Annotated in this window: 13 protein-coding genes; 5 read left to right on the forward strand and 8 right to left on the reverse strand. The window is 68.5% G+C overall.

The window, feature by feature from the left end; all coding sequences use genetic code 11:
- Window positions 1-88: 88 nt before the first annotated feature.
- The 7 genes from ABZX37_RS41835 to ABZX37_RS41865 form a co-directional block, all read right to left on the reverse strand.
- A complete protein-coding gene (locus ABZX37_RS41835) occupies window positions 89-940 on the reverse strand; it encodes an alpha/beta fold hydrolase (protein WP_354749340.1) in 852 nt (283 codons plus the stop codon).
- Window positions 941-1,001: 61 nt separating this feature from the next.
- Window positions 1,002-1,493 carry a flavin reductase family protein gene (locus ABZX37_RS41840; protein WP_354749342.1) on the reverse strand — a complete coding sequence of 164 codons (492 nt, stop codon included), beginning with the start codon at window positions 1,491-1,493 and terminating at the stop codon, window positions 1,002-1,004.
- Complete coding sequence (locus ABZX37_RS41845) at window positions 1,490-2,962, reverse strand: FAD-dependent oxidoreductase (protein WP_354749344.1); 1,473 nt, start codon at window positions 2,960-2,962, stop codon at window positions 1,490-1,492. Before ABZX37_RS41845 ends, ABZX37_RS41840 begins: the two co-directional genes overlap by 4 nt.
- A 13-nt stretch (window positions 2,963-2,975) precedes the next feature.
- Window positions 2,976-5,486, reverse strand: coding sequence for an alpha/beta hydrolase fold domain-containing protein (locus ABZX37_RS41850; RefSeq protein WP_354749346.1), 2,511 nt, complete (start codon window positions 5,484-5,486; stop codon window positions 2,976-2,978).
- Window positions 5,479-6,414 carry a VOC family protein gene (locus tag ABZX37_RS41855; protein WP_354749348.1) on the reverse strand — a complete coding sequence of 312 codons (936 nt, stop codon included), beginning with the start codon at window positions 6,412-6,414 and terminating at the stop codon, window positions 5,479-5,481. Before ABZX37_RS41855 ends, ABZX37_RS41850 begins: the two co-directional genes overlap by 8 nt.
- 15 nt (window positions 6,415-6,429) lie before the next feature.
- The gene (locus tag ABZX37_RS41860) at window positions 6,430-7,614 is read right to left on the reverse strand and encodes an acyl-CoA dehydrogenase family protein (RefSeq protein ID WP_354749350.1); all 1,185 of its coding nucleotides are present in this window, start codon (window positions 7,612-7,614) and stop codon (window positions 6,430-6,432) included.
- An 88-nt stretch (window positions 7,615-7,702) separates the two neighbouring features.
- The gene (locus tag ABZX37_RS41865; RefSeq protein WP_354749352.1) at window positions 7,703-8,746 is read right to left on the reverse strand and encodes a ferredoxin--NADP reductase; all 1,044 of its coding nucleotides are present in this window, start codon (window positions 8,744-8,746) and stop codon (window positions 7,703-7,705) included.
- A gap of 208 nt (window positions 8,747-8,954) precedes the next feature.
- Here ABZX37_RS41865 and ABZX37_RS41870 point away from each other — a divergent pair, with 208 nt between their 5' ends.
- The 4 genes from ABZX37_RS41870 to ABZX37_RS41885 all read left to right on the forward strand — a co-directional run bounded on the left by ABZX37_RS41870 (window position 8,955) and on the right by ABZX37_RS41885 (window position 11,822).
- The gene (locus ABZX37_RS41870) at window positions 8,955-9,341 is read left to right on the forward strand and encodes a nuclear transport factor 2 family protein (RefSeq protein ID WP_354749354.1); all 387 of its coding nucleotides are present in this window, start codon (window positions 8,955-8,957) and stop codon (window positions 9,339-9,341) included.
- Between the two features lie 89 nt (window positions 9,342-9,430).
- Entirely contained in the window at window positions 9,431-10,576 is a 1,146-nt protein-coding gene (locus ABZX37_RS41875; RefSeq protein ID WP_354749356.1) for a Rieske 2Fe-2S domain-containing protein, read from the forward strand.
- Complete coding sequence (locus ABZX37_RS41880) at window positions 10,573-10,836, forward strand: ferredoxin (protein ID WP_354749358.1); 264 nt, start codon at window positions 10,573-10,575, stop codon at window positions 10,834-10,836. Before ABZX37_RS41875 ends, ABZX37_RS41880 begins: the two co-directional genes overlap by 4 nt.
- Window positions 10,837-10,994: 158 nt before the next feature.
- Window positions 10,995-11,822: an IclR family transcriptional regulator gene (locus ABZX37_RS41885; RefSeq protein ID WP_354749360.1), complete on the forward strand. Its 828-nt coding sequence runs from the start codon at window positions 10,995-10,997 to the stop codon at window positions 11,820-11,822.
- Window positions 11,823-11,858: 36 nt separating this feature from the next.
- Here ABZX37_RS41885 and ABZX37_RS41890 read toward each other — a convergent pair whose 3' ends face one another.
- Window positions 11,859-12,593 carry an SDR family NAD(P)-dependent oxidoreductase gene (locus tag ABZX37_RS41890; protein WP_354749362.1) on the reverse strand — a complete coding sequence of 245 codons (735 nt, stop codon included), beginning with the start codon at window positions 12,591-12,593 and terminating at the stop codon, window positions 11,859-11,861.
- Window positions 12,594-12,774: 181 nt separating this feature from the next.
- Between ABZX37_RS41890 and ABZX37_RS41895 the strand changes: the two genes are divergently transcribed.
- Entirely contained in the window at window positions 12,775-13,530 is a 756-nt protein-coding gene (locus ABZX37_RS41895; RefSeq protein WP_354749364.1) for an SDR family oxidoreductase, read from the forward strand.

Here is a 13,530-nt window from a genome sequence, read left to right on the forward strand (position 1 = left end):
GGGGCCTTCGGCCTGTCACGCCGGGCAGCCCCCAAACGTCGGCGCGATCCCGCGTGGTGGGCAAGTTCAGGGAAGCGGCCGGGCGGTGTCAGCGTCGTAGGAAGGCTAGGACGGTGGCTTCCCAGGCCGCTTTTTGCTCGATCATGACCCAGTGGCCGCAGTTCGGGAAGATGTGGATTTCGCCTTTTGGGAGAGTGCGCATGGGGAGCAGGGACATGTCGATGGGGCTCACGCGGTCGTCTCGGCCCCAGGTGATTAGCGTGGGGGTGTTCAGGCGGTGCAGGCGGGCCCAGGCGGGGGTTTCCGCGTTGCGGGCGGCGGCGGCCATGGCGGTGAGGGCTGCGGCGCCGTACATGCGGCGGGAGTTTTCCAGGGTGGCGGGATCTGTTGCCTGGGCCCAGCGTTCCTCGATCAGCTGCTTGGTGACCATGGACTGGTCGTAGACCATCGAGCGCAGCCAGGCGACCAGTGCGTCGCGGGTCGGGTTTTCCACGAACTCGCTCAGGCGGACGATGCCTTCCCCTGGTTGCGAACTGAAGATCGGGGTTCCGATGCCGCCGATCGTGACCAAGCGCTCGACGCGTTCGGGGGACGAGAGGGCGAAGTCCGTCGCGACGAAGCCGCCCATTGAGTTGCCTACCATGCGCACGCGGTCCAGCGACAGACCGTCCAGCAGCGCGCGGACGGCGGTCCCGGCGGACTGCATCGGGTGTGCGGCGCCGAAATCGTCGCTGACGCCGAAGCCGGGGAACTCCAGCACGATGGTGCGGTAGTGCGGGGCGAAGGTCGGAAGGTTGGCGCCGAAGTTGCGCCAGCCTGTCACGCCGGGGCCGGAACCGTGCAGCAGCACCAGCGGCGGGCCGTCGCCGCTTTCGCGGTAGCGCAGGACGCCGTGTTCGGTGGGGAGTTCGCGGAGTTCGGGAGCGGGTTCGGCGGTCATGACTCGACTTTGCCAGCGGAATCTGCCCCGGTCGGACGGCTTTCCCGATCAGCGGACGCTCTCAGGCGGGCACGGTGATGCGTCCGTAGCGGCCGCGGAAGAAGACCAGCGGCTCTTGGTCCGACGAGTGCAGGTGCCGTACGCGGGAGACGACGATCGTGTGGTCGCCCGCCGCGTGCTCGGTGTCGAGTTCCGCTTCGATCCACGCCAGGGAATCGGTGACCACTGGTGCGCCCGAGGGTGACGGCGTCCAGTCGATTCCGGCGAACTTGTCGACGCCGCGGGCCGCCAAGCTTCGGCAGACGGCTTCCTGGGATTCGGACAGGATGCTGATCGCGTAGCAGCCCGCGGCGCGCACTCGTGGCCACGACGTGCTGGTCGCGGCCACGCAGAACGCGACCAGCGGCGGGTCGAGCGACACCGACTTGAACGAGTTCGCCGCCAGGCCGACCGGTGCGCCCGTGTCCGGGTCGATTCCCGTGATCGCCACGACGCCGGTCGCGAAATGTCCCAGCACGGCCCGCATGAGGGCGGGGTCCGACGGTTTGGTCATTCAACTTCTCCCTTGGCCGCAGCGAGTCCGGCCCGGCGTCCGTAGAAGCTGCCGTCTCCCAGTGAAGCGCCGCTGACGTAGCCGCCGGTGCAGATGCCTGCCGTGCAGCGTCCGGCGGCGAATAGGCCCGGGATCGGCGCGCCGGAGACATGCAGCACCCGTGAGTCCAGATCGGTCCGCAAGCCGCCCAGAGGGAATCCGGCGGTGGCGCCCCGCAGGTCGAAGGCGGCGACCGCGCCGGTGAGCGAGCGCAGCCACTTCGGTTTCTTGCCGAACAGCGGGTCCAGGCCTTGCGCGGCATGGGTGTTGTAGACCTCGACCGTGGTCTGCAAAGCGAGTTCCGGCAGGCCCATGTCGGCCTCCAGTTCGGCGACGGTCTCCGCGGCCCAGGTCGGCGGCACGCGGAAGACCGGGGTGGCGGTCTCGGTCGCGAGGGCTTCCTCGTGCGCTTGTTCGTCGATCACCAGGAAGGCCTGGTTGTCCTGATGGAACAGCGTCGCCTGGCCGATCCGGCCCGGGTAGGTGTCTTCGGTGACGTAGCGCTGGCCCTGGCCGTTGACGAGGATGCCGCGCGCCATCATCTGCGGGTCGCCGAAGAAGGCGACTTCGGTGGCGTCCAGGTGCGCGGTCGCCGCGCCGAACGCGGTCGCGGCCAGGATGCCGACGCCGTCGTGTTCCTCGATAGCAGCCCCGGGACGGCCGATCAGCCGCGGCGCGTGGTCGGCGACCATCTGCTCGGAGTAGGCGAACCCGCCGGTCGCCAGGACGACACCGAGTTCGGCCCGGACGGCGATCTCGCGCCCGTAGCGCCGCGCGAGCACCCCGACGACCCGTTCGCCGTCCACGATGAGACGGCTCAGGCGGACGTCGTAGGAAACGCGCACGCCGAGCGCTTCGGCGGTCTCCGCGAGCGGCTTCATCAGCATGTAGCCGCCGCCTCGCTCCCCCGTGCGCTTGTCGCGCATCCTCGGCACGTGTCCGCGCGGCGCGGGGCTGGCGACGGCGTTGAACGGAGCCGCGTTCTCGCCGCCGGAATAGGCCAGGCCCTCGTCGTGCGGCGGTTCCCAGCCCGGTTCGTCCCAGAGCGCTTCGCGGAAGGGCACGCCGTTGCCGACCAGCCAGTCGTAGTGTTCCAGGCTGCCGCGGCAGTAATCGGCGATCTTGGCCGCGTCGGCGCCTGGGCCGACGGCCGCGAGCAGGAACTTCTCCATGTTCTCCACGGAGTCCTCGAACCCGAGCGCGCGCTGGATCGGAGTGCCGCCGCCGAGGTACACGAAGCCGCCGGCCAGCGCCGCCGCGCCGCCCCAGCCGCTCGTGCGTTCCAGGATCAGCACCTGTGCGCCGGACCTCGCGGCCTCGATCGCCGCGGACACGCCAGCGATGCCGTACCCGGCGATCACCACGTCCGCGGTCTCGTGCCATTCGGCGATCGCGGCGGCCGGGACGGGACGCAGCTTGTCGGTCGTCATGGATCAACCTTTCCTAGGCCAGGAGGTCCCGCATCATCTGCCAGAGCTTCTCGCGCGCGGGTTCGGTCAGGGACAACGCCGGGATCGTCAGGAAGCCGTGGAACAGGCCCTCGAACCGGTGCGCGGTGACGGAGACCCCGGCTTCCCGCAGGCGCTGGGCGTAGTCGTCTCCGGCCGTGCACAACGGATCCAGTTCGGCGGTCGCGACCACTGTGGGAGGAAGGTCCACAAGGGACTCCGCCCGGGTCGGCACCAGGTAGGGGCTGTCGGTTCCGTTCGGCGCGTATTGCGCCCAGTACCACCGCATCGCGGTCTCGGTGTTGTAGTAGCCCTCGCCGTAGCGCTGGTAGGACTCGGTGGAGAAATCGTCGTCGATCACCGGGTACAGCAGGACTTGCGCGGCGATCCGCGGGCCGCCGCGGTCGCGGGCCGCGAGGCACACTGTCGCGGCCAGGTTGCCGCCCGCGCTGTCGCCAGCTACGCCGATTCGGTCCGGGTCTCCCCCGTAGTCAGCGGCGTGCTTAGTAGCCCAGACCACCGCCGCGTACACGTCCTCCATCGCTGCGGGACCGGGATGTTCCGGGGCCAGCCGGTAGTCGACCGCGATCACCACCGCTTCGATCGCATCGGCCAGGGAACGGCAGAATTCGTCGTGGCTGTCGAGGTCGCAGAACACGAACCCGCCGCCGTGCGCGAAGACCACGACCGGGAGCGGCCCTTCGTGGTGTGGCGCGTAGATCCGCAGCCTCAGGTCGCCGCCAGGGCCTTCGATCCAGCGGTCTTCCGCGATCCGCATCGCGGGCTGATGCGTCAGCGGCGCCCGGCGCGAGCGGATGAGCGCCCGCAGGTCAGCGGGGTCGTGCTGGGTCACGTCCGGGAAGTCCGCCAGACCGGCCAGCATCGCCTTCACCTCGGCGGCGGGGTCGTCGAGGACGAACCCGCGATACCCGTCGGACGCGACGTCATCGCAGATCGCGCGGTACTTGCCGAGCCCGCCGACGTACGGCATGAACACGCGAGGCTTGCCGGGGATGTTCGCGCCGAGGTACCAGGAGTTGGCGGCCGGGAACAGGGTCGCCGCCGCGTTGGCGTTGCACGTGGCCACCCATTCGGTGACGGCGTCCTCGCTCGCCTCGATCGTCGTCGCGCGGTGCTCGTCGAGATAGTCCAAACAGGACGCGATCCAGTCCACGTGCTGTTCGGCGGTCAGCACCATGTTCGCCAGCACGCTCGGGCTGCCCGGCCCGGACACGACGAACATGTTGGGAAATCCGGAAACCGCCAGCCCGAGGTAGGTGCGCGGGCCCGCCGACCAGGCGTCGCGCAGCGTGCGCCCGTCCCGGCCGCGGAGGTCGATGCGGGACAGCGAACCCGTCATCGCGTCGAAACCGGTGGCGAAGATCAGCATGTCGAGTTCACGCAGACCGTCCGACGTGCGGACTCCGCTGGGCGTGATCTCGGTGATCGGCGTGCGCCGGAGGTTGACCAGCTCGACGTTTTCGCGGTTGTACGCCTCGAAATAGCCGCTGTCGGTGACGATGCGTTTCGTGCCGATCGGATGGTCGTCCGGGACGAGCTGTTCGGCGATTTCCGGGTCGTGCACGAGTTCGCGGATCTTGGCTTCGACGTATTCGCGGGCGGTGTCGTTGGCGGCGAGATTCGTGGTCTGGTCCGGGAAAGCCTTGGCGAACAGGTATCCCCCGCGTTCCCACCACTGGTCGTAGATCCGGGTCCGCTCGGCGGCGTCGACTTCGAGCGCGCCGCGCGGGTGCGGGCTGTTGGGCGTGCCGCCGCCGCTGATCCGCGACAACCGCCGCCGTTCGGGATAACCGGCTTTGATGTCCGCGATGAACTCGGGCGGCAACGGACGGTTCCGCGCGGGAATCGAATAGTTGGGACTGCGCTGGAAAACCGTCACCCGCGCCGCGGTTTCGGCGACGACCGGGATCGTCTGGATTCCCGAAGACCCGGTCCCGATCACGCCGACGCGCTTGCCTGCGAACTCCACGCCGTGGTGCGGCCAGGCTCCGGTGTGGTAGAGCTCGCCCGCGAAACTGTCCCGTCCGGGAATCTCCGGCATGTTGGTGGCCGACAGGACACCGGTGGCCAGCACGAGAAACCGCGCGCTGACGGTCCGGGCGGTGTCCGTGCGGACCGTCCACCGCCCGGACCGATCATCGTACTCCGCCGTCGTCACCCTGGTCGAGAACTCGTACGCCGGGCGCAGGTCGTGCCGGTCCGCGACGTGGCCGAGATACCGCAGGATCTCGTCCTGGGCCGCGAACCGCTCGCTCCACGTCCATTCCTGCTGCAGTTCTTCGTCGAACGAGTAGGAATAGTCGATGCTTTCGACGTCGCAGCGCGCACCGGGATACCGGTTGTGGTACCAGGTGCCGCCCACTCCGGCCGCGCTCTCGAAGCCCCGCACCCGCATTCCGCGCGCACGCAGTTTGTGCACCGCGTAAAGCCCGGCGATGCCGGCGCCGACGACGACTGCGTCGAAAGAGTTTTCCACGTCACGCATCCACAGTGGACTCGGCGGCCTTCTGCGCTTCCTTCATTTCCTTCATCCAGAGCCATTCGTGGCCCCAGTAGCTGTCCGCGGTGATCTCCTCGGCGGTGTAATAGCTTTCGTCGACGGGCTGGCCGCCGTAGCCGTACTCGATGTCCCAGCCGCCGGGGACGCGCACGTAGAACGAGATCATCTTGTCGTTGGTGTGCCGGCCGAGCGTGGAGGACACCGGGAAATCGCGCGCCAGCACCTGGTCGTAGGCGCGGCCGACCGCGTCGAGCGAATCGACCTCCACCATCACGTGGATCAGACCCGGGTCGCGGCCTTCCAGGCTCGGCATGATCGCCAGGCTGTGGTGGCGCTGGTTGATCCCGAGGAACCGGATGCGCAGCGGACCGGCTTCGGGCGGGCCGGGCATCCGGAACGCGCCGCGCGACAGGAAGCCGAGCGTCTCGGTGTAGAACTCGAAGGACTCGTCGAAGCTGGTGGTCGGCATGACCACGTGGCCGAGTCCCTGCGCACCGGTGACGAACTTGTGGGCGTACTTGGTCACCACCGGGCTGTGTTCGAGCACCGGACCGTGGAAGAACTCCAGCGGCGTGCCGCCCGGATCCTTCGCGGAGAAGCCCGCCTCGACCTTGCGCCGGTCCGCGAGTTCCTGCGACATCGGCGTGCACTCCACGCCAGCGTCTTCGAGAGTCGCCCGGAGCCGACGCAACGCCGGAGCGTCGCGCACTTCCCAGCCGACCGCCGTCACGCGGTCCGCGTCGCCCTGCTCGACTGTGATGCGGGACGGACGCTCGTCCATCCGGAAGTGCAGCGCGTCCTTCTCGTCGCCGAAGCCCGGCGCGAAACCGAGCACGTCGAAGCCGAGTTCGCGCCAGCGCTCCAGGTCGGTGGCGATGACCCGGACGTAGCCGAGTCCCTTGATTTCGCTCATGACGGGGGTCCTTTCTCAGATCATCACGCGCAGGGGACCCTGCGGGACTTCGACGTTCAGCGACGCCAGCGCGGCAGCGTGGTAGGTGGTGCTGGTGACGTGGATCGCGTGGTGCAGCCCGGCGTGCGCGTCGCGCCAGAAGCGCTGCAGCGGGTTGTCCATCCGCAACGCGTTTCCGCCGGCGCGGTCGAAGATCTCGTCGGCGGCGCGCACCGCTCGCCACGCCGCGCGGGCCTGGTCGCGGCGGATCTGGGCGCGGGTGGCGAAGTCGATCTCCTCGCCGCGGTCGACCTTGTCCCACACTCGATCCACATTGGACAGCAGCTGCTGGCGCGCGGCGTCGATCTCCGAGGCCGAATCGCTGAGCGCGTGCAGCACGTACGGGTCGTCCTTGACGAGGGTTCCGGTCGCGCCGACACGGTTGCGCTGGTAGTCGACCCCTGCGGCCAGCACCCCTTCGCAAATGCCGATGGTGGCCGAGGTGATGCCCAGCGGGAAGATCGTCGACCACGGCATCTTGTACAGCGTCTCGGTGACGCCGTACTCCCTCGCCGCGGAGCCGTCGATGACCTTGTCCGCGTCCATCACCCGGTACGCCGGGACGAACGCGTCCTTGACCACGATGTCCTTGCTGCCGGTGCCGCGAAGGCCGACGACGTCCCAGGAACCGTCGATGATCTCGTAGTCCGAACGCGGCAGGATCACGTGCATGCTGTGCGGCGGCATCAGCGGCTGGCCGTCCTGGCCGCCGAGCATCGCGCCGAGGAAGATCCAGTCGCAGTGGTCGGTGCCCGACGAGAACTGCCAGCGGCCGTTCAGCACGAAACCGCCGTCGGCCGGAACCGCGACCCCGGCGGGCATGTACGGCGACGCCTGCCACGTGTCGGTGTCCTCGCCCAGGATTTCTTCCTGCACCTTCGGATCCGCGAAGGCCAGCTGCCACGGGTGGACGCCGACGATGCCGCCCACCCAGCCCGCCGAACCGTAGATGCTCGCGGTCTTCATGACCGTCTCGGCGAACTCGCGCGGGTGCGCCTCGTAGCCGTTGTACTTCTTGCGCTGCAGCAAACGGATGACGCCCGCCTGCTTGAGCCGCTTGGCCATGTCGTCGGGAAGGCGGCCGAGCGACTCGCCCTCGTCGGCGGCGGCCCGGAGTTCGTCGGCGATCGCCTCGATGTTGTCGAGCACTGGATTCGGCATAGGGCGCTCCTAGATCTTCGCAGTGGGTCGAGCTTGCCAACCAGGAAGCCGGATCGGACCAGGTCTCCTGATGAGTGGAACAGGGGCCTCAGTACTCGACGGCGATCTCGTCGCTGACCGGTTCCGCCTGGCACGCCAGGACGTATCCGTCGGCGAGGTCGTCTTCGGTGAGAATCTCGTTGCGCGCCAGGTTCACCTTTCCCGAGGTCAGCGCGCACACGCACGCGCTGCAGGCGCCTTCGCGACACGAGTACGGCGCGTCGACGCCTGCGGCCAGGAGGGCGTCGAGGAGTTTTTGCCCGGCATTCCAGGGCACGACGTGGTCGTCGCCGTCGAGCGAGACCGCTACAGTGCACGCGACCTCACCGGTCCCGGTCTCCGGGTCGTCGGCGAACGGATCTTGCTGCAGGGAAAGGAATCGCTCCGAGTGCACCCGGGTCCCGGGGATTCCGGCGCACACGTCCGCCGCCAGGTCCATCAACGGTTCCGGACCGCAGAGGTAGACGTCGCGGCCGGCAAACGGACGCAGCAGCACGGTCAGCAGGTTCCGGCCGGGATAGCCCTGCAGCGACTCCAGCAGGTGAATCACGGTGAAGCGATCAGGAAATTTGCTCTCGAGGGCGGCCAGTTCTCCGGCGAAGATCACCGACGCCTCGTCGCGGTTCGCGTAGATCAGCACGACGTTCCCGCTGCCGCCGAACAGGATCGACTTCGCGATGGCGATCACCGGCGTGATCCCGCTGCCGCCCGCGACCAGCACCACCGGCTGGTCCAGCGACGCGGGTGTGAAGGTCCCGGCGGGCGGGAGCACGTCGAGTTCGTCGCCGGCCGAGACGGTGTCGCACAGCCAGTTGGAACCGTGCCCGCCCCGCACGCGCTTGACGGTGAACTTCATCGCCTGGTCGCTGTGCGGCGAACTCGACAGCGAGTAGCAGCGCGCGGACCCCGTTCCGGCGTCCGGGACCCGGACGGTCAGGAACTGCCCCGCGCGGTAGCCGAACGCGGCGTCCCCGACCGGCTCCACGACGAACGAGCGCGCGTCGGCGGTCTCCTCCACGACGTCGGTCACCCGGACCCGTTTCCCGCGCGAACCCGGCGCGGCCTCGCGGCCGGTACTCGTTTCGGTGGACATCCACCCTCCTGGTCCTCGTCGCCTGATCGGGGAACGGTAGGGCCGCGCCCGGCCGCCGGACCGCGGTCGTTTCGCTGACTGGGAGGCCGGTCGCGAAAGATCTTGTCCGGCAGCGCTTCCGGCCAGGTCAGCGGTGAAATCGGCACCGGCTTCCCACCAAGCGGTTGCTCGGTCTCTGCCCCGGGCCCGGCTGTGCTTGCATCCCCGCATGCCGACCATCGACAAGATCACCCAGACCGTCGCGGAGTACGCGCGCCGGCTCGAAGCAGGCGACGCGGCCAAGATCGCCGAGCTCTACGCCGAGGACGCCACCGTCGAAGACCCCGCGGGCAGCGCCGTCCGCAAGGGCCGTGAAGCCATCGCCGCGTTCTACAGCGAACTCGACGGCCTCGCTCTCACCGCCGAACTGCTGACCGTCCGCGCGTCCGGCGACACGGCGGCCTTCCATCTGCGCGTGATCACCACGACCGAGGAGTTCGTCAGCTCGATCGAGCCGATCGACGTCATGACGTTCGACGAACGCGGCCGGATCACGAGCATGCGCGCGATCTGGAGCCCGGCCGACGTCGTGCACCAACGACGTTCCAGTCAGTGAACTGTGACCGGGTTCAAGGCCACAGCGCTTGTTAGAACCGGAACGCACCGGACTGACAGCTCCCCACCAACCCTTTCCAGGAGAGCGCGATGACTTCTCTGCAACCGGACGAGATCCGCCTGATCGAAGCGGATTCGGCGCCGTCCCGTTTCGCCCGCGGCTGGCATTGCCTGGGTCTCGTCCGCGATTTCGGCGACGGGAAACCGCATACCGTGCACGCCTTCGGCACGAAACTCGTGGTGTTCCGCGGAGAGAGCGGAAAGATCAACATTCTCGATTCCTACTGTCGGCACCTCGGCGGCGACCTGTCCCAGGGCGAGGTCAAGGGCGACGAGATCGCCTGCCCGTTCCACGACTGGCGCTGGGGCGGCGACGGCCGGTGCAAGCAGATCCCGTACAGCAAACGCGTCCCCATGCTCGCACGCACCCGGGCGTGGACCACGTCGGAACAGGACGGCTTGCTGTTCGTCTGGCACGACCCGGAAGGCAAGAAGCCGACAGACGAGGTCGCCATCCCGCGCATCGAGGGCGCGGAAAGCGACGAGTGGACCGACTGGCACTGGTACACGACCGTCGTGAACACCAACTGCCGCGAGATCATCGACAACGTCGTCGACATGGCGCATTTCTTTTATGTGCACGGATCGCTGCCGACGTACTTCAAGAACGTCTTCGAGGGCCACGTCGCGACCCAGTACATGAACGGCGACGCCCGCGACGACTACCCCGCGCCCGAGGGCCAGCCGAAAATGCTCGGCACCACTTCCGTCGCGTCGTATTACGGCCCGTCGTTCATGATCGACGACCTGACGTATCACTACGAGTTCGGCGATCACCACACGGTTCTGCTCAACTGCCACTACCCGATCACCGCGGATTCGTTCGTGCTGCAGTACGGGATCATCGTCAAGAAGTCCGCTTCGCTGCCGGAGGACGCGGCAATGGCTTCGGCGATCGCGCTCGGCGACTACATCAAGGTCGGCTTCGAGCAGGACGTCGAGATCTGGAAGAACAAGGCCCGGATCGACAACCCGCTGCTGTGCGAGGAAGACGGCCCGGTGTACCAGCTGCGCCGCTGGTACGAGCAGTTCTACGTCGACGTCGCGGACGTCCAGCCGGAGATGGTCGACCGGTTCGAGTACGAACTGGATCTCACCCGCCCGACGAAGGCGTGGCACGACGAGGTGGCCGCGAACATCGCCCGGCAGGCCAAGCCGACGGAGACCGCGCCGTGAGCGAACTCAGGACCGACAACCGCCTCGACGACGTGCCGATGCAGCCGCTGCGGTGCCAGCACTGCGCGGCGCGACTGCTGGTGCGCAAGAGCACCGTGCACCAGACGAGCCTGCAGTGGAACGCCGACGCCGTCGAAGCCTGCGCGGAACTCGGCGCGTCGCCGATGCCGGGACCGGCGCTGGCGGGATGTTCGCGGCTCAAGGAGTCCCTCGAGGCCGAAGTCGCGGCAGGACGGCTCCGGATCGTCCAGACGGTGTGACCGCACAGGTGCGCCGTGCCCGGTTCGCCCGGACACGGCGCACTTCTCTGTCCACGAGCCGGTTTACAGCCGAGCGTCGATGTGCCTACACTCCAATGTGTCAGATTCTGACAGGTAGTCTTAATCTGACACACGCAGTCTCTGGAGGTGGTGTTGCAATGGCGCACATCGAGGAAGCCCCCGCGGCGATGATCGACCGCGTCGCGTCGCTGCTGGAGTCCTTCGTGGGCGAACGGCCCCTGACGCTGGCCGAACTCGCCCGCCGCTCCCACGTGCCGCGGTCGTCGGCGCACCGGATCCTGCAGCGGCTGGTCGAACTCGGCTGGGTGGAGCGCAAGGAGTTCACCTACACGCTGGGCGTGCGGATGTTCGAACTCGGCTCGCAGTTCACCCGGCGGCGCACCGTCCCCCGCGCCGCCGTCGCGGTGATGGCCGAACTGCATCGCCGAAGCGGGCTGACCGTGTACCTGAGCATGCTGGTCGGCTCCGAGATCATGCATCTCGAACGGATCGGCTCGTGGCCGTCCGCCTCCGGGCAGTGGAGCGCGGGAGCCCGGCAGCCGGTCCCGCTGACCGCCCCCGGCCGGGCGCTGCTCGCCACCCTGTCCCCTGATCATTGGCCTGAACTGCATTTCGGCCACGCGCCCACCCAGTACTCCATCCAGTCGCGCAGCCAGCTCCTGCGAGACCTGGCCCGGGTCCGCGACCGCGGAGGTGTGGCCGTGGATGCGCAGGGCACTCATCACGGCGTGACTGTCGTGGCCGCCCCGATCACCACGATGGACGACGACGGGCACTTCGCGCTGTCTGTGTGCGGGCCGACCCGGGCGCTCGATCTGGTCTCCACGATCACCGAGGTCCGCAATGCCGCCGCTACCGTGTGGCGGGTCGCCAACGGCGTTCCTACGCTGCGGCCTCGGGCGGTGCCGGAGCTTCCGCCTGCGGTTGAGCTGCAACTGGCCAATGGCGGGCCTGCCGCTGGTTAGTCGGCCCTCGTTGCGGAGGGCCGACCAGCCCGGCCGTCAGGCGGTTTGGCCGCCGTCGATCACGAAATCCTGCCCAGTGCAGTAACTGCTCGCATCACTGGCAAGGAAAGCCACCAACGCGGCCACCTCGGCCGTCGTCCCCGGACGAGGGATTGGCTGACCTGCCACCGCTCCCCCGCCCGCGCGGGTCGTTTCGGAGATCATCTGCGTGTCGATCGCGCCCGGGCAGACACAGTTCACCCGGATACCGAACTCGCCAAGCTCCTTCGCCGCGGATTTGCTGGCACCGCGCAGTCCCCATTTCGACGCGCTGTATCCCAGCCCGCCCGCGAAGCCCATCAACGCCGCGGTCGAGGCGACATTGATGATCGAACCGCCGCGTTCTCGCATCAACGGCAGCACGGCCTGCATCCCGAGGACCGGCCCGATCAGGTTGACGCCCAAGGTTTGCGCCAGGTGCTCCTCCTCGAAACTCTCCAACGGTGCTTTGCGATAGAACCCGGCATTGTTGACGAGCACGTCGATCCGGCCGAACTCGGCGCGGACGCGTTCCATGGCGGCGGCCCAGTTCTCCTTGCTGCGCACGTCCAGTCCGACGGCTCGCCCGTCGATCTCCGCGGCGACCTTCGCGACGGCGCTCTCGTCGAGGTCGGCCAGCACGACGTCCGCGCCCAATCGGGCAGCCGTCCGGGCATGCTCCGCGCCCTGTCCTTGTGCGGCACCGGTGACGAACACGATCTTGTCCCGCAGATCCACGAGTTGGTCGGTCACGTTCCACTTCCTTCGGCTCGGGGTGCGTGGTCGCGCGAAGGTACCTTCGCCAGCGGGAAGAGCGGGGCGCATGCGTCGGCTCAGCGGACGCCTCCGGCTTCCGTTTGACCAGTGCGGCACGGCCTCGTAAGCTCGACCAAGCGTTTGCTTGCTGTCATGCCTGACGGGAGAAGACCGGCCCTTGAACGACTTTCACGGCAAGCCGGGCGTCGCGGTCGTGACCGGCGGCACCGGAGGACTCGGCGCCGCGATCTGCCGGACTCTCGCCGAGCGCGGCTGCGCGATCGCCTTCACCTACCGCAGCAACCGGGAAGCAGCGGAAAGCCTGGCAGCCGAACTCGGCGCGACGGCCGATTCTCTCGACCTCACCGACGCCGCGCGGAGCAAGGCGTACGTCGGCAGCGTGGTCGAGCGTTTCGGGGCGATCCACACCCTCGTCCACGCCGCCGGACCGCTCGTCCCGCAGCAGCATCTGTCTACAGTGGACCCTGACGAGTTCGGCGCGCGTCTCGCCGCGGAAGCCGCCGCGTTCTTCAATCTCGTCCACCCGGCACTGCCCGCGCTGCGGGCCGCCAAAGGATCGATCGTGGCGGTCACCACCGCGGCGACCAGGCGTTATCCGGTCCGCGACGGTCTGTCCGCCGGGCCCAAGGGCGCGGTCGAGGCGACCGCCCGGGCACTCGCCGCCGAGGAGGGCCGGTTCGGCGTGCGCGTCAACTGCGTCGGGCCGGGGATGTTGACCGACGGCATGGCCGCGGACCTGATGGCGCGCGGCGACCTCGACGAACGCGCTCTTGAGGCCGCGCGGCGCGCCATCCCGTTGCGCACTTTCGGCAGTGCGCGGGACATCGCGGAGGCAGTGTGTTTCCTGGCCTCGGACCGGGCCGGGTTCATCAGCGGGCAAAAGCTCGACGTGGACGGCGGATACGGCGTCTGA

This window comes from Amycolatopsis sp. NPDC004079, from assembly GCF_040610415.1.
In the GTDB taxonomy this organism is placed as follows: domain Bacteria; phylum Actinomycetota; class Actinomycetes; order Mycobacteriales; family Pseudonocardiaceae; genus Amycolatopsis; species Amycolatopsis halotolerans.